Source organism: Pseudoalteromonas sp. NFXS53 (genome assembly GCF_056629255.1).
Window position 1 is genome coordinate 102,919 of record NZ_JBWVBR010000013.1, and the last position, 20,276, is coordinate 123,194.

Annotated in this window: 13 protein-coding genes; 7 read left to right on the forward strand and 6 right to left on the reverse strand. The window is 42.2% G+C overall.

Annotated features, from left to right (window positions below; all coding sequences use genetic code 11):
• Positions 1–18 precede the first annotated feature (18 nt).
• Positions 19–2,886: a TonB-dependent receptor plug domain-containing protein gene (locus tag AC1HJP_RS14400; protein WP_480362434.1), complete on the reverse strand. Its 2,868-nt coding sequence runs from the start codon at positions 2,884–2,886 to the stop codon at positions 19–21.
• A 581-nt stretch (positions 2,887–3,467) separates the two neighbouring features.
• On the opposite strand from AC1HJP_RS14400, the gene AC1HJP_RS14405 reads away from it, so the two are divergent.
• Positions 3,468–6,881 carry a methyl-accepting chemotaxis protein gene (locus tag AC1HJP_RS14405; RefSeq protein ID WP_480362435.1) on the forward strand — a complete coding sequence of 1,138 codons (3,414 nt, stop codon included), beginning with the start codon at positions 3,468–3,470 and terminating at the stop codon, positions 6,879–6,881.
• A gap of 212 nt (positions 6,882–7,093) precedes the next feature.
• Entirely contained in the window at positions 7,094–8,410 is a 1,317-nt protein-coding gene (locus AC1HJP_RS14410) for an NAD(P)/FAD-dependent oxidoreductase (protein ID WP_480362436.1), read from the forward strand.
• A gap of 82 nt (positions 8,411–8,492) precedes the next feature.
• Here the strand turns inward: AC1HJP_RS14410 and AC1HJP_RS14415 are convergent, their stop codons facing one another.
• Positions 8,493–9,020 carry a hypothetical protein gene (locus AC1HJP_RS14415; protein WP_390447187.1) on the reverse strand — a complete coding sequence of 176 codons (528 nt, stop codon included), beginning with the start codon at positions 9,018–9,020 and terminating at the stop codon, positions 8,493–8,495.
• Between the two features lie 21 nt (positions 9,021–9,041).
• Complete coding sequence (locus tag AC1HJP_RS14420) at positions 9,042–9,302, reverse strand: DUF3081 domain-containing protein (RefSeq protein ID WP_058029052.1); 261 nt, start codon at positions 9,300–9,302, stop codon at positions 9,042–9,044.
• Positions 9,303–9,430: 128 nt separating this feature from the next.
• On the opposite strand from AC1HJP_RS14420, the gene AC1HJP_RS14425 reads away from it, so the two are divergent.
• Complete coding sequence (locus AC1HJP_RS14425; protein WP_480362437.1) at positions 9,431–10,132, forward strand: hypothetical protein; 702 nt, start codon at positions 9,431–9,433, stop codon at positions 10,130–10,132.
• Between the two features lie 107 nt (positions 10,133–10,239).
• On the opposite strand, the gene dld is transcribed toward AC1HJP_RS14425, so the two are convergent.
• Entirely contained in the window at positions 10,240–11,940 is a 1,701-nt protein-coding gene (gene dld, locus AC1HJP_RS14430; RefSeq protein WP_480362438.1) for a D-lactate dehydrogenase, read from the reverse strand.
• A gap of 13 nt (positions 11,941–11,953) precedes the next feature.
• Complete coding sequence (locus AC1HJP_RS14435; RefSeq protein WP_480362439.1) at positions 11,954–13,657, reverse strand: L-lactate permease; 1,704 nt, start codon at positions 13,655–13,657, stop codon at positions 11,954–11,956.
• Between the two features lie 213 nt (positions 13,658–13,870).
• Between AC1HJP_RS14435 and AC1HJP_RS14440 the strand changes: the two genes are divergently transcribed.
• Positions 13,871–14,776, forward strand: a complete 906-nt coding sequence (locus tag AC1HJP_RS14440) for a LysR family transcriptional regulator (protein ID WP_480362440.1) — start codon at positions 13,871–13,873, stop codon at positions 14,774–14,776.
• Between the two features lie 57 nt (positions 14,777–14,833).
• Here the strand turns inward: AC1HJP_RS14440 and AC1HJP_RS14445 are convergent, their stop codons facing one another.
• Complete coding sequence (locus AC1HJP_RS14445) at positions 14,834–15,961, reverse strand: DcaP family trimeric outer membrane transporter (protein WP_480362441.1); 1,128 nt, start codon at positions 15,959–15,961, stop codon at positions 14,834–14,836.
• Positions 15,962–16,320: 359 nt separating this feature from the next.
• Between AC1HJP_RS14445 and AC1HJP_RS14450 the strand changes: the two genes are divergently transcribed.
• The 3 genes from AC1HJP_RS14450 to AC1HJP_RS14460 all read left to right on the forward strand — a co-directional run bounded on the left by AC1HJP_RS14450 (position 16,321) and on the right by AC1HJP_RS14460 (position 20,213).
• Positions 16,321–17,466: an alpha-hydroxy acid oxidase gene (locus AC1HJP_RS14450; protein ID WP_480362442.1), complete on the forward strand. Its 1,146-nt coding sequence runs from the start codon at positions 16,321–16,323 to the stop codon at positions 17,464–17,466.
• A 218-nt stretch (positions 17,467–17,684) separates the two neighbouring features.
• The gene (locus tag AC1HJP_RS14455) at positions 17,685–18,647 is read left to right on the forward strand and encodes a collagenase (RefSeq protein WP_480362443.1); all 963 of its coding nucleotides are present in this window, start codon (positions 17,685–17,687) and stop codon (positions 18,645–18,647) included.
• Positions 18,648–18,905: 258 nt separating this feature from the next.
• Entirely contained in the window at positions 18,906–20,213 is a 1,308-nt protein-coding gene (locus tag AC1HJP_RS14460; RefSeq protein ID WP_480362444.1) for a hypothetical protein, read from the forward strand.
• Positions 20,214–20,276 lie beyond the last annotated feature (63 nt).

Sequence of the window (20,276 nt, forward strand, 5' to 3'; positions counted from 1 at the left end):
TAGTCAGACTAGGTCTGATTAGAAATCAAGCTTGAAGCTTGCAAATAGACGACGACCGATTGTGTCGTATGTACCTGGTGCCGTATTTGCGTTAAAGCCACTGTGATAACGCGGTGCATCTTTATCTAACAAGTTACTAATACCCACACTAAAGCGAGCATTATCCATGCTATAGCTTGCGCTTACGTCGTGATAAAGTACCGCATCAGCGATATGATCATCAGTAATTGATGCTGGACGTAATGCATCAGTCGTTTCACTGATATAGCGAAGGTCATAGTTCGCATCCCAGTTATCACCACCAAAGATGAATGAGGTTGTGAACTTAAGCTCTGGGTAGATTTCGAACGGGTAAGCATTACCTACCATGTCACGCTCAAGGCCTAGCTCAACCCATGTTTCAACACGCTCGATGTTATACGTACCACTTACACGTACACCAATGCGGTCAGTGAAACCTAAGTCAGCTTCTGTCGAGTAGTCTAATTCAAAGTCGATACCAGACGTGTCTAGCTCACCAACGTTACCGAATGCAAACGTTGCATCATTAGGAAGACCAAAAGATGCGATTGGCATCGCTCTACCGTTATCATCTTTCGGGAAAGCCGAACATGAAGAGGCTGAGTAATCTTTTGAATCCATACAACTATTGAACAGTAACTGATATGGCGTAGAACCAATTAAGTCTTCAATACTGATCCTCCAATAATCAACACTGAATACTAAGTTATCGTCCATTGGCACTGTGTATACAAAGCCGATGTTTGTGGTAACAGATTCTTCAGGGATCAGGCTTTTCTCTGGTGCTTCTGTTGTATAAGCTGGTTGCCATGCAAAACCTAACTCAGCCGTATCAGCATCCGCAATACAATTAGCTCTTTGCTGATCGGTGATATCATTACGAATGTCTTCAAACTCACAAATATTATCAACAGTAGGGAAGCCTGTTGACTGGTTTTGGTTCATTTCTGAAATATTTGGCGCCCTAAAGCCTGTTGAAATACCACCACGTACTTTAAGTGAATCTAGTGGACGCCAATCAACTGATACCTTAAAGTTTGTCGAATCGAAAGTTACGCCTTTATTATTCTCATAGTCAGAATAACGAATTGCCGCTTCAATCGATAATGAATCTGCAACTGGGATAAAGGTCTCAAGGTAAATTTCGTCAGCTGTAAAACTACCAAGTTGAGGATCGCTCGCCCCACTGGTTGTTAAACCTTCTGATGAGAACTCATCTGGAATTGACTCACCTTTTTCTTTGCGGTTTTCAAAACCAGCAGCCCAACCGATAAAACCGCCACCAAAATCTGTTTCTATTTCGCCAGATATAGTCGCGATGATGTGACGAAGTTCACCATAGCTGAAATCTTTCAGTGAATTCGCACTTAGGTATGCCATTTGCTCAGGCGTGATTGCGCCAAAGTCAGCAAATGGGTCTAATACACCCGCAGCTTTACAGTCGGCATTTGCCGCACAATTTTCTGCATTTGTAATAGTTTGCCAACGGTCAAAACGGTGATAGTTTTTGGTATTATCTAATTGTTCATTGTAACCATGTGTGAAAGACACATCGTAAAACATGCCATCACCGACCTCACCTTCAAGGCCAGCTAAAATTCTGTAAGTATGTGCCTTTTGAGTAAAGATACGACCACCAGACTCTGTGAAACGACGGTTAATATGAATACCCTTCATATCATCAGTTTGCGCCTCAGTTAAGTCAGATGCTGAGAAATCTACGCCCCAAGGGTTACGATCTGCAGCACCAAATGGGTTATTCGGGTTATCCCACACATACTGTAATTGTCCACGACCAAATGAAGCATCAGGCGCTAGACGTTGCAGAGATTCACGTTGCGTATAAAATGCGTCAACATACGCATTGGTGCCATCAGCCACTTCGTATTTACCATTTAAAGCAATTTGAAAACGATCATTTGGCGTGATTAACGCATTGACTGGCGCATAGTTATAAACATCTTTAGTGTTGTCATATGGTCTAACTTCACCAGTGTCTGCATCTACAACCCAGCTTGCTTTGTCAGGACCACCTGCGGCTGCGATTGCAGCCCTTTGGTCACCGGTTAAACGAATGGTTCTTGAGTTTGAACTACCACTGGCGACAGCTTCGAAACCTAAAACTTCATCTGTATTTTCATCACGGATCGCTGAAGGGAAAAGTGCATCATGTGCCCAGTCACGCTCCCCCTGCTTTAACTCTTCTTGAGAGTTATATTCTAATGCAACAGTGATTGAGCCTTTGTCACTGGCTGTACCCATTAAGACAGAGAAGGTTTTTTGCTTTGCATCCCATTCAGATGTACCTGCACCAGCACTACCCGAAACGCGTACACCCTCGAAATCATCTTGCAGAATAATATTTACAACACCTGCAATTGCATCAGTACCATAGATAGTTGAAGCACCATCTTTTAAAACGTCAATACGCTTAACCATTGACATAGGCACTTGGTTTAAATCTACTGCGCCGTCAGAGTTAACATCACCAATAGAACGTTTACCGTTGATGAGGATCAGAGTACGGTTAAAACCCATACCACGAAGGTCTATTTTCTTTGCACCATCGTTACCATTGTTAGTTGTCGCACCAAGTTGGAAACCAGATGTCGCAGGAATGAACTTTAAGAATTCATCAACACTTGTCACACCTGATTTAGCGATATCATTTGCATCAAAACTTGCAACTGGACTTGCTGATTCAAACTCAGCACGTTGAATACGTGAACCTGTTACTTCGATTCTTTCAACATTTTTGCCTTCAGTATCTTCATTTGCGATAGCAACACCGGTAGACAGTCCTGTAGAGATCACTGAACAAGCAATCGCATATTTTACTGCTTTAGCTACTTTATTGTTTTGCATTATTTCATCCATCTTAACTTATAGTTTTTATAAAACGCATACACCCACCCCTGAGGAAGAGAAGGATTAACAGAAGCGATACAAACCTGTTAACAAGCATAAAAATATGCATATAAATATGCACAGTCAAGACCACAAAAAATAAGAAAACACTTATTTAAAATATTATTATTGCAGAAAACGCACGCAAACAAACCAAAGCAAAAAACAACCAAACTATTTAAAATCAACAACTTAAAAACTTTAAAAAATAACCAATTAAAAAACCCGCCAAATAAAACGCTTAAAAACCTTATGAAACAAGATGTATATTGCAATAAAGGGGACAGTTACAATTTTAAAAAATAATAAATATTTTTGATTTAGATACTGTTAATAGGAAGGAATTTAAAAAAACAAAACAGGGTAGATTTAAGAAATATTAAATATAATCGCCACATTATTGAAATAGATCATTTCCAAAACCGGAACAATCTATGTATTTTGGTTATATAAAGAAAGTTTTACACTTTGATTTTGTATAAATACTAGGCTATCACTTAGTATTGCATCTTTTATTGGTACATTTTAGGAAGCTAAGCATGGACACAGCAACCCCCTCTTTTGGCATTTTCAGCACACTCAAAGCAAAACTCATTTCAGCCTTTACTTTAATATTGTGTATTCTTGCGGCAATCGGATTGACCGCGTATTTGGCATTGACATCAGCAGATGAAGGATTCAAAAGCTACCGAGAGCTAGCAAGAGACTCTAACCTTGCGAGCACCTTACAATCGAATATGTTGATGGTACGCATGAATGTAAAAGACTTTCTTCTCACAGGTAGTGAGAAAGACCTTCGTGAATACAACCAGTACTTTGAACAAGTTGATAAGCTCATTCTCGACGCCAAACAAGAAATTAATAAGCCCGAACGGGCACAGATGGTGACTAAACTCATTAAAGAAATTGAGCAATACAATGCGACGTTCGAAGTTATTAAAGCGTATCGGGTTGAGCGCAATGAGTTGGTGTTAAACCAATTAGATGTTATTGGCCCTAGAATGGAGCGTGAGCTAACGCTAGTCATGCAAAGTGCCGCACAATCAAATAATACGCAGCTGGCTTATGTCGCAGGTGAGGCTATGCGTAACTTATTACTTGGCCGATTATATGTTGTGAAATACCTTGAAAATAATCAAGTATCAGCGTCTGAGCGAGTCAATCAAGAATTCTCTCGCTTCGAAGACCAACTCATAAATTTAAGCACTTTTAGTTTGAGTACAGAAAATCAAACTAGGCTAAACAACATTAATAGCATGTTCCTTGATTACACAAGCGCCTTTAATCAAGTTCAAAACCTTATTATTGATAGAAATGACAAAGTAACCAATGTATTAGATGTGATAGGTCCACGATTTGCCGCTTTAGTAACAGATTTAAGTAACTCAGTGAAATCTGATCAAGACATTCTAGGTCCACAATTAAAAGCCGCTAACGAACAAGCCGTATCACAAATTTTTGTTATGTTCATGATAGCGCTTGTAATTAGTGCAGCTATTATATTTTTCTTACTTAGAATGGTGATGAAACAACTTGGTAAAGATCCAAGTGAACTAGACAATATTGCTACCGCCATATCTGAAGGTGACTTAGACCAAGAATATGATGAGCGAGCACCGCAAGGCGTCTTCAAATCTATGCTAGAAATGCGAGAGAGCTTAAAACTCATTCGTGAAAAAGAAGAGCAAGAACGTCGCGTGGCAAGGGTCAATGCCCGTATTAAAAGTGCATTAGATAACGCAAACTCTAACGTGATGATCACCAATACTGAGCACCAAGTCATTTATCTAAATAGTTCAATCCAACTCATGTTTGAGGAAGTTGAAACGCAATTACAGACAGAGCTGCCTAACTTTAGCGCTCATCATATTCTAAACGCGAAAATCAATGGTTTAATGCCTTACTTTGAGCAACACCTAGCACAGATTGACAGCCTAACCACCAGCCTTGAAGAGCAATTTGTTATTGCAGGCAGAACTTTTAAATTAGTTGCAAGCCCTGTCATTGTTGAAGCGCAACGCGTTGGTACGGTATTCGAGTGGCAAGATAGAACCGAAGAGCTTGCCGCAGCAGAAGAAAAAGCGCGTATAGCTTCTGAAAACGCGCGCGTAAAATATGCGCTAGATGGCTCTTCTGGTCAGGTGATGATTGCTGACAAAGACCTAAATGTGATTTACATGAATAACGCCATTCATGACATGTTTGCAGTTGCAAGCCAAGATATTAAACAAGCCATTCCACACTTTAATCAAGAAGCCATTATTAGTAATCGAGTTGATGCGTTTTTTGAGCATTTCAGCAATAAAGTAGAAGAATTCAAAACTCAAGCAGCAAGTATTGAAACTGAGTTTGTGATTTCTGGCAGAACATTTACAGTAATCGTGAGCCCAGTCAGTGTAGAAGGTGAGCGTGTAGGTACGGTATTAGAATGGCAAGACAGAACAGACTGGCTAGCACAAGAGCGTGAAAAGACACGTATTGCAGCAGAAAATGCCAGAGTGAGATATGCACTTGATAGCGTTTCGGGCAACGTCATGATTGCAGATAAAAATCTTAATATTATCTATGCCAACCAAGCCCTAAAGAGCACCATAGAAAGTGCAGAGCATGATATTCAAGCCCATATAGGCCAGTTCGATGCCAACAACCTAATTGGCTTCCCTGTTGATCAATTCTACTTAGAACCAGAACAACAACGTGTCTTGTTTAATAACTTGTCTCATGCCCACAACAGTACTGAATACATTGGTGAGCGTGTCTTCTCGGTAACCTCTAACCCTATCTTCGTTAATAATGAACGTATTGGTACTGTACTCGAGTGGACCGACAGAACCGCAGAAGTAAATATTGAAAAAGAAATAGACAACTTGGTGCAATCTGCCGCGCAAGGTGACTTGAGTCAGAAGCTATCTTTACAAGATAAAACAGGCTTCTTTGAAAAGCTCAGCACAGGCTTAAATGACCTAGTGTCTACCGTGGAAGTGGCACTTGATGACGTTACAAAAGTGCTGAGTGCATTAGCTCAGGGCGATTTGAGCAAACGTATCACCAACGATTACGAAGGCTCTTTTGGTCAACTGAAACAAGATACCAACAGTACAGCTGATAAACTAACCGAAGTCATTGAAAACATCACCCATGCCTCTGGCAGCATTTCTCAGGGGGCGAATGAAATCGCTCAAGGTAATGCAGATTTAAGCCAGCGTACTGAAGAGCAAGCCAGTAGCCTAGAGGAAACCTCGGCGAGTATGGATGAAGTCACCGAAATTGTTCGTCAAAGCTCTGAAAAAGCCGAAGATGCGAATGCCCTTTCAATGACGGCTGAAGATAAAGCCAGTCATGGCGGTGAGGTCGTGAAATTGGCTGTAAGCGCAATGCGCGAAATCAATCAGTCGAGCAAACAGATCACTGAGATTATCAGTGTAATTGATGATATTGCATTCCAAACTAACTTACTTGCCTTGAATGCAGCTGTAGAGGCAGCCCGGGCGGGTGAACAAGGTCGAGGATTTGCTGTGGTTGCCGGTGAAGTACGTAACCTAGCCCAGCGCTCATCAAATGCAGCAAAAGAAATCAAAGATCTGATCAGAGACAGTCAATCTAAAGTTGAAGAAGGCACCGACTTAGTAAACCGCTCTGGCGATACCTTAAGTGAAATCGTTGAAGCCACCAGCAAGGTTCGCGTCATGATGGCTGAAATTGCCCAATCAGCAAGACACCAGTCTGAAAGCATTATGCAGATTAATACTGCAATTACTCAGATGGATCAGATGACCCAGCAAAATGCAGCACTGGTTGAGGAAGCAGCCGCCGCCGGTGAAGCGATGGCTGAACAAGCACAAATGATGAACCAAACGGTCGAGTTTTTCTCATTAACCGAGCGCAGTGCTTCATCTACAGCTTTAGAGCAAACCTACCTACCCGATGAACGTTACTTGCCAAATTTGGCTTAATGATTAAAGAGAATTAAAAGGCTGCTTTTGCAGCCTTTTTCATACCCAATTTGAAACATTTAGAAATACTTTTTCCATATTGCTAGCAGCCAGTTAGGCGTACAATAACCTCAAGTTGTGCAAGGTTATAACGACCTGAACATCATGTAAGTAAATCTGATATTTACAAAGGATTGTGCTCAGCTCTTTATAACTTTTTAAAGGGCACAACTATGATTAACACGCATCCCAATATTGTCATCATCGGTGGCGGCGCAGGCGGCCTAGAATTGGCAAGTAAATTAGGGAACAAACTTGGGAAGTCTCGTCGCGCAAATATTACTTTAATCGATAAAAACCGTACCCACATTTGGAAACCGCTCCTACATGAAGTGGCGACAGGCTCGCTTGACACTAGCTTAGACGGTGTCGTTTATTCTGCCCATGCGGCTCGGCATGGATTTCAGTTTATTCTTGGTGAGTTCATCAATTTGGATGCTGAAAAACAAGCGATATACCTTAAAGAGCAATACGACTCAGATGGTGAATTAATTTTGCCGCAACGTACCGTTCACTATGATGAGTTAATCATCGCCATTGGGAGTGTCAGCAATGACTTTAATACGCCTGGTGTAAGTAAGCATTGCTATTTCTTAGACTCTCACCAGCAAGCCGAGCGCTTTCAACATGCGCTACTTAACTGCTTTACACGTGTACACCAAGCTGCAAGCCAATTACCTGAAGAACAAAACCGTCTTTCAATCGCCATTGTCGGTGGTGGGGCAACCGGTGTTGAGCTCAGCGCCGAACTGGTTCATGTCGCTCAACTTCTAAAGCACTATGGTATGAGTGCGTTTACCAGCACCAAGCTCACCATTCATTTAATCGAAGCCGGGCCAACTATACTACCCGCCCTACCCAGCAGAATAAGTAACTCTGCGCGAGACGAGTTGCGTCATTTAGGTGTCAATATCTTAGAAGGCACTAAAGTGAGCAAAGCAACTTCTGAGGGCTTTATCACCGATGACAATACCTTGATCCAAGCTGATTTAATGCTTTGGGCGGCGGGCGTAAAAGTGGCTGACTTTATTAAAAACCTCGATTGCTTTGAATTCACTCGCAACAATCAAATTAAAGTAGACGAATATTTACAAGCGAAAGGCACTTCACATATCCATGTATTGGGTGATGCTTGTGCCTGTGAGCAAGAAGATGGCACTTTCGTGCCACCTCGCGCGCAAGCTGCACACCAGATGGCAAGTAATGTCGCGCACAATATTTTAGTGAAATTCACAGGCAAAGCGCCAAAACCTTTTGTTTATAAAGATCACGGTTCACTGGTGAACCTTTCTCGCTTTAGCGCGGTAGGAAGCTTGATGGGTAACCTGACAAACAACACCATGTTTATCGAAGGTAATCTAGCGCGGGTGATGTATTTATCGCTTTATCGTATGCATCAAAACGCCATTCACGGCCCAATTAAAACCACGGCTTTGTGGTTATCAGAAAAGTTACTACGAATTGTGCGACCTAAAATGAAACTGCATTAATACAACAGCAAGCAGCCTGAAAACCTTTAAGTTCAGGCTGCTATTGTCTTGCACTTCTTTTTGTACTTTTTTATTGGGCTTTTTATTGAGCTTCGGCCAGTGCTAACACCTCATTCAATGCCGAAACCGAAAACCCTCTGTCGTAGAAGTAGATAATTTTGCCGTTTTTATCGAGTAGCATCACTCTGGCGTTATTCGGATTTTCATTACCTGTAAACGCTTGGATTTTTTCACCGTCTTCATAAATGGTGATCACCCCACCCCATAGCTCTTTAGGAATTCCACGACGCATGCCTTCATCGATTTGTGTGCTAAACATTCTCGGGAACATGCCAGCAATGGTTGGTAACTCATACGCTTTAATATCAGCGCCTTTCATATCAAGGCCAATCAACCAACGGTCAATGTCGAACTGACTGTCCTGCTTGTAGCCAACCAAAAATATCGCAACTTCACCTTTAACGAAATCAGGTAGGTTTATACGCTCCTTTTCTAGACTTCCACCAGAGACACTAGGAAAAGCTTTTCCCGTGACATCTTGGTTTGGGTATTGGGCTGCACACCCAGTTAATAGAACTAATACAAATATGAGTAAAAAATGTTTCATCAATTTAATGTTCCTTTTGTGGTTTTACTGAAACTGCTTAGCAATTACATCCAGCTTTTTCAAAAATTCTTCTTTTAATTTACTGTGCTCGTATTCAAGGTCATATTTGTTATGAAACCCAAAACGGAGCAACACCCCATTACCCTGCAAGTATATGGTGTAACCATCAATATCAGAGAATGCCGTGATCCCCTCTAAATGCTTGCCTTGTTCGTATGGCTCACCATGTTGTTGAATATGCTCATATACACGCAAAATATGCTTTGACTCTAAATTATTCTTCATATGCCGACCTTATTGCATTCATCACTCATTTTTACGTCTTACACAGCCATTAAGTTTAGTCTTATTTTGCTTTCACATTGTTTTCACACCTGACTTGCGACCATCAAGTAAAATTAAGGAGCAAAGCCATGCGAACTATCTTTCAACTTTTACTACTTATTTGGTTGTTATTTTTAAGCAATCAAACCAATGCAGCACAATCTGAAGCGTCACACTTAAAATCTGTCGTTCAGAATGCGCTCCAGCGAATTAAAGACGTCGACAAAACAAAGTGGGCGTTTGAGCTACACAGCTTTGAGAACGAAGAAGGAGAAATCACAGACTATACGGCAGCATTTAACGGTGCGCTTCCCGACGGTCAAAAGTGGCAACTGCTCACCAAAGACAAAAAGCCTGCGACCGTCAAGCAAAAGCGCGCTTTTATAAAACAACGCAATAAAGACAAGAAAACCTTCAGTATTAAACTTGAGCAGCTCATTTCTATAGATTCATTACTGTTACTCGATTCTGTAAACGAAGCGATTACGGCAAGTTTTGATGTCAACATTCCAAAACTCGGTGATGACGCCATTGGTAAGCTAAAAGGCACATTAATCGTCTCGCCAAAAAATCACTTACTTAAGCAAATCACCATCACGAATTTAGATGTGTTCAGCCCAATGGCCATGACAAACATAGAGCAATTTAAGATGATTTTGACCTTCGCCGAAGTGTCAGAACAAGTTCTGCCGACAAGTGCAGAAATGACGATGCGCGGCACCTTCGCCGGCTTTATGGAACTGAACGAAACCTCAAAAGATAGCTACACTAACTATCAACGTCTTGAATGATAAAACCAAGTTTTAGGCTAAATAATAAAAAAGCAGCCTAGTGCACTAGACTGCCTTTAGTGAGAACAACGGGTAAAATTTATATGCCTATAATGTGTTTCAAAGGTTCAGCAACATGAACAATTTCGTTTATGCTTTTCCATCTTACCCACCCCAGGGTTAAAGCGGTTGGTCGGGTCTAATGAGCGATAAAATGCTTTTACATCTTCTTCGGCTTCATAAAGATGACCGACATTGTGTTCAGCCGGGTACTTAGCGCCACGAGAATCAAGTAGTGCCAACATTTGTGCTTTCACTTTCTTAGCATCAGCGCCTTTTTTCAGCACATAGTCTTGGTGAAATACATGGCAGAAGAAATGCCCATAATAAAGACGCTTATCAACCTGATTGGCAATGTCTTCTGGCAACTGTTCAACCCAATCAAAATCATTTCTACGCAGGGCAATATCGAGCGCCAAAATATCTCCGACTTTGTCTTCATGTAATGCTTGATAGCGAATAGCGGCACCTGCTGCTGCAAAACGTTGTAAATACGCCTTACTGGCTTCATCGGGTGTACACTCAAAATACCCGCCCGCTTTTGGGTTTTGCGCAAAATACGACTTTAGGAACTGTTTGGCTTCGGCAATACCAGCATCACTCATTTTTAAAATTAAGTGATGCTCATATTTGTCTCTAAATTCAATCATGCGCTTAGGTAAATGCTGAGGGAATAAGTAGCTTGCAAACTGCATCACCTTGTCGGTGAAATTGCTTGGCATAAAGCGCCACTTTTTAAAAGTCGCATCTAACCGCCCTTTTAGGGCAAACAACTTAGGCAATCTATCCGTGCCTAAGTGCTGAATACTTAAGAAAGTATCTTTGCCATATTTTTCAGCGATATCGAAGATTTCGCGGTGCAGATACTCTCCCACTTCAGGCAAATTTTTGAATTCAGATAATATGTGACGTCGTAAATCACTTAAAGTCTTAGGATCATTAGTACCCACATAAAATGTCTGCTCTTGGCTCGGTACTTCAAAGGTATCTAGGCGCACAGCAAACACAGCTATTTTACCTGCACAGCCACTGGCCTCGTAGAGTTTTGACGTATCAGCATTAAAACGACTCGGCGTATCCGCATCTACATCGCGTAATAAGCCTTCATAATCGGTCGCACTGGCTTTTTTGTCGGTAACCAAGTTGTTGTGAGCAAAGTTACCCGACATCAGGTTCTTTAAGATCTCTTCTGGCGTTTCACCCAATTCAATGCCTAAGTGATTCACTAAATGCAATTGGCCTTTTTCATCTACGCGGGCAAAGAGTGACAACTCAGTGTAAGCAGGCCCACGCTTTACCAATGCCCCACCTGAGTTGTTCGCCACTCCGCCAACAATCGATGCCCCTAGACAAGAAGAACCTATAACCGAATGCGGTGCTCTTGATAACGGCTTTAAGGTTTTTTCTAACTTATGTAACGTGGTGCCGGGAAAGCTCAACACTTGTTTACCCTGCTCTAGAACCACGAGATCGTCCATCGCCAGGGTATTGAAGATCACTATGTCTCTATCATAGCCATCACTCGAAGGGGTTGATCCTTCGGTTAAACCGGTATTCGCCGCTTGCATGATCATAATGCAGTCAGCTTCAACACAGAGTTCTAACGCATGCCAAAATGCCAGTAAGTTTTGCGGAAATAGAACAGCCAGTGCACAGCCGCCACCCGAGCGCCAGCCCGTTCTATAGTGCTCGGTTTTATTGGCTTGAGTTTGCACATTCTCGCTGCCTAACACTTTGCTCAAAGCGGCCAGTAGCTGCTGGTTGTTCATATTCTTCTCCATTTTAATGACTTAACGGTCCTGCAATATTCAAAACATATAAGGCTGTCATCACTAAGGCGCCTGACGCCAAAACATAATATAAGGTTGGCACAATTGTGCGTCTAAGTGTGGCCCCTTCTTGACCTAATAAGCCTACCGTTGCACTTGCCGCGACCACATTATGAATCGCAATCATGTTACCTGCCGCAGCACCCACAGCTTGTGCTGCGATAATTAGTGCTGGTGATAGCCCTAAACTCATTGCCGCTTCAAACTGAAATTGACTAAACATCATATTTGATACGGTATTAGACCCTGCAATAAAGGCACCTAGTGCACCAATGGTTGGGCTTACAAGGGGAAAAGCCTCACCAAACCAAGTGGCAAACATCTGGGCACTGGCCATTGGCATACTAGGTAAATCGGATAGGTTCACACCTGAATTTATAAATAGGCGGACCATAGGCACGGTAAACATTAAAACAAAGCCTGCACTGATCACGGTTTTGGTCGATTCACCAAATGCATTTCGCACGATTTGGCCTTTTTGACCCGACTGACCTTGTAAAATGAGCGCCACCAAAGCAGCAATCACCATTAACCCACCTGGCAAATATAAAGGGGCAAAAGAAGCGCTTACCCCAGTTTCACCGAGAATATTACTGAAGCTGATATTGAAGCCAGTTAAAAGCCCTTTAAACTCTGTAAATACACGAGAACATACCAATAAAGCCGCAACAATTAGGTAAGGTACCCAAGCCACGACAATAGACATTGAACGACTACCGCTGATGTTTTCAGCTTTAATCTCTAGATTGCCTAACCACTGTTTAGGCCAAGTCTCTTTATTCGCAAAATCCCACTGTGTTTTAGGCACTAAAAACCCTTTTTTTGCGGCGGTAACAACTGTGGCAATACTCACTAAACCGCCAAGGAGTGATGGAAATTCAGGGCCGAGAAAAACCCCAGTTAATGCATAAGGAACGGTGAAGGCCAAACCTGCAAAAATAGCAAATGGCAACACTTCAAAACCTTCTTTCCAGCTTTTATTTTGCCCAAAAAAACGTGTCAGCATCATCACCATAAATAACGGCATCACAGTGCCCACAATGGCATGAATAATTGAAACATTGGTGGTAATGAGCTGCAGATATTGCTCCCACGTCCAGCCTTGGGTCGCAAGCTGAGCAGAAATTGCCGTGGTATCTAACCCTTTATTTACACCGATGATAATAGGTGTGCCCACAGCACCAAAAGAGACTGGCGTACTTTGGATCATCATACCCATTAACACCGCCGCTAAAGCAGGAAAGCCGATTGCAACCAATAATGGCGCGGCAATTGCCGCTGGCGTACCAAAGCCAGAGGCGCCTTCTATAAACGTGCCGAAGCACCATGCAATCACAATTGCTTGAACACGTCTATCGGGCGAGACGTGCATAAAGCCTTCACGGATGACGCCAATTGCTCCCGTATGCTTTAGCATATTCAATAAAAAAATTGCGCCAAAAACTATCCACAAGATAGAGAAGGTGATCCCTAAGCCTTGTAGAATTGACGCTAACACGCGATTAGTTGACATATCCCATACAAAGAGCGCCAGTACGGCAGTCGTTGCTAGCACCACAGGCATGGCTTTTTTCGCAGGCCAACTCAGGCCCACCAGCAACAAAGCTGCTAATGCAATTGGCAATAAAGCCAATGCACCTAGTGTTAATTCGTTCATATTACTTTCTCTTGTTGTCCAGTTTTTATTGTTTTACTTACCCACAACGTGCTTATTGGTGATTTATTTAATTATTGATACATAAGCATCGAGTAAACAAAATTTATAGAAATGTACAACTCTGTTAACTATTAATATATATTCATTAAAGAGAATGTTTTTTTCCTTTTTTGACATAATCAATATTGTTGAAAGAGGCTGTTAGGTGTATTTATGGTTAAATCGGATGATATTTTCTTGTTTGTTCAAGTCGTTGATGAAGGTTCGTTTTCAAAACTCGCTGAAAAACTTGAAATGACCAATTCTGTGGTGAGCAAGCGGATCAGCCGCTTGGAAAAAGCCTTAAATGTACAATTATTGTATCGCACTACCCGCAAACTCAGCTTAACCGATGCAGGACAAGCCCTTTACGGTAAAGCGCGCTTAGCCAAGCAAGCACTGCAAGATGCACAAGACACAGTGACAGGCTATGGTGATGCTGTGCGCGGTAAAATTCGCGTGACCGTGCCATCAGTTTCAGCGAATCTATTACTCAGTAAAGCCATTGCTGAATTTTGCCAACTCTACCCTGATGTTGAGGTTGAATTGCATGTCAGTAATCGATTGGTGAATATTCTTGATGAAGGCTTTGATTTAGCCATCAGAACCGCTTTTCTTGAAGACTCCTCGCTGGTGGCAAGAAGACTTATAGATTCTCAATGGATTGTATGTGCCAGCCCTAGCTACTTAAATCAGTATGGTATTCCTCATAAACCCAATGACCTACTGAACCATGAATGTTTGATTTACAAATATGAAGGCGTTGGCCCTGACAACTGGCTCTTCCAACAAGAAGGTGTAGAGGCAAACGTGCAAGTACAAGGTCGCTTTTATACCAATAGCCTCGCGGCCATTCGCGATGCAGCCGCAACCAGCTTTGGTATTGCGTATTTGCCCCGTGCACTGGTTCATGATGATTTAATGTCAGGCAGGTTGGTTTCTTTGCTGGCCGATTACACAGCAAAGGAGCTTGGCGTGTATGCAGTTTATCCAAAATCGCGCCAGCCAGACAAAAAGCTTAACTTGCTCGTCGAGCATTTGCGTGACGCGTATTTAGCAAAAAAAGAGTATCTTTATTAAATAAAGATACTCTTTTTACTAAAACAAACTTACAGAGCTTTTGCTTAAAACCTTTAGTTAGAACTTTAGCTTGGCACTGAATTGTAAGTAGTTTGAGTCAATGTTCTGCATGCGTTCGTCGTCAACACTAAAGTTACCTAGCTCAACACCTAAATCTAAATATTCGTTGTAACTGGTGATCAAGTTCACGCCAGAATGACTGCGCTTGCGCTCAAGCACATCTGTTGAGGCACTGCCATAAAACACCGATGAACGTAACTTTGGCGTCCAAAAGTGTCTATATGCAATCGCATAGGCCACCGTACTTTCAACTTCGGCTGCCTGCTTACCCTCTGCGGTTACTATGTCAGGAGTAATGCCAGCTGCAACATAGCGTCCAGAATCTCCGCTGGTTACCTGAACACGTAGATCATCTTTACCATGGGTGTTAATTTTTGCCGCGATGTTAAATGCAGTCGCCGTTTTATCTAGACCGCCTTGATCAACTTGGCGTAACAGGCCAGCGACAGATATCATGCCCCAATCCGCTTTATGGTTATAACGGGCAATAAAGTCTGGTAACGATTCATCTTTATCTGCCTGAGCGCCCGTCACGCCCACGCCACTGACACTGCTGCCAACATCACCGTCACCATTGGTCTCAGGGTTTTCAATGGCAAACTGCCAAGCTCCATGCGTATATCTAAGTTGAGTTTGACGAATAAAGACCTCACCAGCATGTGGGCCACCGAAATCAAGTGATTCTGGCAGTGCGTGTAGTGGCATAAAGGTGGTCCAGTTTTGACCTGCCATCCAGTTCTTATACTGAATATATAAATGCCTTAGGCGTGGATTTGATGAATTACTAACCACTTCATTACCGCCGCCGCCATAGAAGTCCATCTCAACAAAGCCTTTAATGTCGCCATGCTGCACAGTTAAATTCACTCGAGACTCTTTAACATTAAATGCCGTATGCGAGGTATCTTGTGCAGCACCTCCAGGAAAGTTTGCTAACCAATAATCTTGATAAGCCACATCACCAGAGACATGGCGAATATCGACCTTACCGTAACCGCCAATTGCCACCTTAGTTTGCTTTTCACCCTGTTTAACGTTCAGTATTTCTACAGCTTGCACTTGTGATGCCAGGCTCAGTGCACATGCACCGAACCCTAAAACGACTTTATTTGATAGCTGTTTCACCACGCACTCCTCAGTTTAGGTTTATTGTTATATGTTTGTTGTCGGGAGAAAATTTACGGGCAGCTAACCTTTCGATAAATGGACATAAAGCCAAAGACTTTTTCCAAAAAGAACAAAATAGAGAAATCTCCTGATGAGCTGGTTTAGCAAATCATTAACATTAAACCGAGTCTTTATCGAAGATTCAGTAAAGGTCGCGCATTCTATTCAGCTGTGTGTTAAACCATTTGACATGGTTAGGTTGCCAATTTGGCAAAAATGCTTTTCTATTATTGCTATTAACGCTTTGTGGTTTTCAGCCATACACTTCGCAAAACACAGCAGTGCTCATACTTCTGATAACACTTAGGACACCTGTTATGCGCCTTAATCAATGCTACAACTTTCAAGACTTTAGAAAACTGGCAAAGCAACGCTTGCCCGGCCCGATCTTTAATTACATCGATGGTGGCGCTGACGACGAGACCACTTATCGTCGCAATACTGAGGCGTTTGAAGGGTGTGATTTACTACCAAGCGTACTGACGGGAGTCGAAGATATTGATTTATCTGTTACTGTCATGGGCCAAAAGCTCGACATGCCAGTATATTGCTCACCCACCGCATTACAAAGACTGTTTCACCATCAGGGCGAACGCGCAACTGCGGGTGCCGCTGAGAAATACGGCACCATGTTTGGCGTTTCTTCTCTTGGCACCGTCAGTTTAGAAGAGATTGCCCAGCAAACCTCGACTCCGCAGGTATATCAATTCTATTTTCACAAAGACCGAGGGCTAAACCGCGCCATGATGGAGCGTGCCAAAGCGGCAGGTGTCGAAGTGATGATGCTAACTGTTGATTCAATCACAGGTGGCAACCGTGAACGCGATTTGCGCACAGGGTTTTCAATTCCGTTTCGTTTAACACTCGCTGGTTTGATCCAGTTTGCCATTAAACCAATGTGGGGGTTGAACTATGTATTCCACGAAAAATTCAGCCTGCCGCAACTTGATGCCCACATAAAAATGGGTAGCAGCACCAGCTCTATTGGTGACTACTTCACAAATATGCTCGACCCAACCATGAACTGGGACGACGTAGCCGAAATGGTTAAGTTTTGGGATGGCCAGTTCTGCCTAAAAGGCATTATGACTGTTGAAGATGCAAAACGTGCAGTTGATATTGGCTGCACGGGTATTGTGATCTCCAATCATGGCGGTCGTCAACTCGATGGCGCTCGCAGCTCATTCGATCAATTGGCTGAAATCGTCGATGCCGTCGGCGATAAAATTGATGTGCTTTTCGACAGCGGCATTCAACGCGGTACCCATGTTTTAAAAGCGCTTTCACTGGGTGCAAAAGCCGTGGGCATTGGTCGTATGTATTTATACCCCCTTGCCGCTGCTGGTCAACCAGGTGTTGAACGCGCACTCGGACTTATGCAGGAAGAGCTCATTCGAGATATGCGCCTAATGGGGTGTAAGTCTATTTCTGAGCTTTCCCGCAAAAATTTAAGATTTAGGTAGTTTCAAAAATTCATAACACGTTGTCATACTTGCATTATGAAACTCAAGCCAACCTTTTAGGTTGGCTTTTTTGTGCCTTTAAATAGACCTCGAAATAACGCTCTTCATTTAGTGATTTAGTATAAAAAACGAAATAATCGACTTTCTTTGCTGTATTCAAAATCAAAGTAAGTATAATGTATACAAAATTCACATTAAGCATTTGGATACTTGAAGCAATGAAAGCAAAAATAATAACCGCGGTTCTATCGCTTGCCGTGCTTGCAGGCTGTCAAACCACTGAGCAACCAGCCGCTGTCGTAGATTACAGTAAAGTAAAGCTGACATATGGCAATGTCGTTAAAGAAGGTGAAGTCTATATTCCAGCTTGGAAACGCAATGAAGCGAAAATCAACCAAGTGCTTGCAAATCAACATTATTGTGCTGATAACTTGGTCTTACGCTTCCAAGCTATGTCGCAGCAAAATATCGAAGATTCTTGTAAGTTACTGCTAGAAACAGAAAAGCGTTTTCATACTCTATTTAATACGCGTGGCAAACCGCTGCTACATGACAACAATGATGTGTTGCGCGCCAATATTTACGCCAGTCGTGAAGACTACGTAAAGTATGTCACAGATCATTTTGACGTACCGTCTAACAATGGCGGCATGTACCTCGAAGGTTTACCACATTTAGAAGACAACAGTGCCGAGTATGTGGCCTATTTGAAAAAAGGCACTGTATGGAACTTAAACCATGAGTTTGTGCACTATTTAGATGGTCGTTTTAATACGTATGGTGATTACTGTGCGCCGCCTCATGATAACCATTATGGCCCGGAATACTGCCCAGAGCCCGCTGCTGAACCACCTTATTTAATTTGGTGGGGCGAAGGGCTAGGTGAATATGTTGCACACATGAACAATAACCCGCGAGCACTAGCGTTGGCAGGCGAAAAAACCTATCAACTGAGCGAATTGTTTTATAACAACAGCGCAAACTGGAATACCGACCGCATCTATCGCTGGGGTTATTTAGCTGTGCGTTACATGATGGAAAAACAGCGCGATAAAGTCGAAGAGATGCTATTTCATGTGCGTCGCGGTGATTACCCGCGCTATCAAAAAATCGTAAAAAATTGGGGTACCAGCATGGACGCTGACTTTCATGCTTGGCTTGATACAGTCGCAACCAAATAAGCTAACGCATTACTTTGCAAAAGCTTGGTTAACGCCTATTAACCCAAGTAACACTTTTGAGTGTTAATCCAATAAGGTGCAGTATGCCTAGGTCTATACTCTGCACCTTATTTTTTTCTTATCCGCACCAGCCTCCACAACACCTTGCCTTTTCATTCTTTGTTTACATTTCATCACATTCCAAAATCTCTACATTCTTTCACCCGACATTCGAAAGTGAGATAATTTATTCAATAAAAACAAAATAAAAGACAAATAATGAAAAAATATTTACTCACTCCTCTTGCGGCAGCATTAACACTTACTTTAACGGCGTGTGGCGGCGGTTCATCTGGTGATGATAAACCATCTCAAGGCACAGGTAGTGGTGGTGTTACTGAACCACTTCAAAAAATATCATTAGAGGCCTACACATACTCTTGCCAAACAGAAACGCCATATGCAACCGACATCGTTTTTCATAACGAAGCAGGTAAACCTGTAGGCACAGCCAAAACCAATGCTGAAGGTGTGTTTTCAGGTGAAGTACCAAAAGACACTAAACACGTTTCAGTATTAGGTGATGAAGTTGAGTATGATGACGGCGAGTATAAAAAGATTCGCACCGTTTTAGATATAGATAACAGAACCAATTTGGGTAAGTTTTATTTTAATCAGTTCAAATCTGATTGCGGCTGTGAAACTTACACGCTAGACACCAGTGAACTTTCGTATATGGAAACAGGCTACTCACTTTATGCGGGTTATTTTAGCTCTGTTACTGACACTTTAAGAGTATGTACTGATGAAGACATTTACTTCTCAGTTGTCGCAAACGATTCAAATGAAGCCAAGGCTACTGTCATGGCCTTGCCAACAGATACAAAAACAATCAAGCTCACTGATGCTGACTTTAACGACCAAGGTGTCTGGGTAGACCATCAAGTCAGCGCAGGAACTGAGTACATTACGACTGCTGGATATTTTGAAGCAACAAACACATTTAAATTCTATCAATTTAGACAAGTCGAACAACTTACACCTGTATTTATTTTCCCGACCTTAACCGAGCATAACTTCTACCGACAATACTTTGACGAGGAAAGTTATGTGGGCGATGTATACGTTCGCATGATAAGCCAAGCGCGAAGTAGAATAAAAAATGACGGCTCGTTTGATCTTACTGAGTTACCTGTCATATCTCCAGATCTAAGCGCCGATATTGTGGCTTTTGCAAATGCCAGCGACTTGAGCTACGACTTTAGCTCAGTTGATGATCGCCTAACAAATGTTGAAATTGATTTCAGCTTCTTAGTTGATGATGCAGCCGAAACACGATTTGATATGAATATTAGGGGTTATATCAGTGGTAAAGTACCAGACTTATCATTTGGCTCTGTATTCCCTGAACCTGCAGGCAACGCGACTCTTGAGCAGCTTGATATCTTTTTATCAGGATATGCTGGCAATCCTACTGATAAGAAAAGCGTTGATGCTTTGTTAGAAGAAAGGGCTCAAGGTAAGCACATCACAAAAGATAAATTTAGTAATTATGTTTTTATAGATTTAGATGCAGCACTAGACTAATCATTTAATAAAGGCCACATGCGTGGCCTTTTACTTCTCTTCTTTCAAGTAATACACTGCTCA

What these genes read in the sequence shown, in the direction of transcription:
- AC1HJP_RS14405 (WP_480362435.1), top strand. Translation starts at nt 3,468, where the DNA reads ATGGACACAGCAACCCCCTCTTTTGGCATTTTCAGCACACTCAAAGCA.
- AC1HJP_RS14400 (WP_480362434.1), bottom strand. Translation starts at nt 2,886, where the DNA reads ATGCAAAACAATAAAGTAGCTAAAGCAGTAAAATATGCGATTGCTTGT.
- AC1HJP_RS14425 (WP_480362437.1), top strand. Translation starts at nt 9,431, where the DNA reads ATGCGAACTATCTTTCAACTTTTACTACTTATTTGGTTGTTATTTTTA.
- dld (WP_480362438.1), bottom strand. Translation starts at nt 11,940, where the DNA reads ATGAACAACCAGCAGCTACTGGCCGCTTTGAGCAAAGTGTTAGGCAGC.
- AC1HJP_RS14450 (WP_480362442.1), top strand. Translation starts at nt 16,321, where the DNA reads ATGCGCCTTAATCAATGCTACAACTTTCAAGACTTTAGAAAACTGGCA.
- AC1HJP_RS14440 (WP_480362440.1), top strand. Translation starts at nt 13,871, where the DNA reads ATGGTTAAATCGGATGATATTTTCTTGTTTGTTCAAGTCGTTGATGAA.
- AC1HJP_RS14435 (WP_480362439.1), bottom strand. Translation starts at nt 13,657, where the DNA reads ATGAACGAATTAACACTAGGTGCATTGGCTTTATTGCCAATTGCATTA.
- AC1HJP_RS14455 (WP_480362443.1), top strand. Translation starts at nt 17,685, where the DNA reads ATGAAAGCAAAAATAATAACCGCGGTTCTATCGCTTGCCGTGCTTGCA.
- AC1HJP_RS14410 (WP_480362436.1), top strand. Translation starts at nt 7,094, where the DNA reads ATGATTAACACGCATCCCAATATTGTCATCATCGGTGGCGGCGCAGGC.
- AC1HJP_RS14420 (WP_058029052.1), bottom strand. Translation starts at nt 9,302, where the DNA reads ATGAAGAATAATTTAGAGTCAAAGCATATTTTGCGTGTATATGAGCAT.
- AC1HJP_RS14460 (WP_480362444.1), top strand. Translation starts at nt 18,906, where the DNA reads ATGAAAAAATATTTACTCACTCCTCTTGCGGCAGCATTAACACTTACT.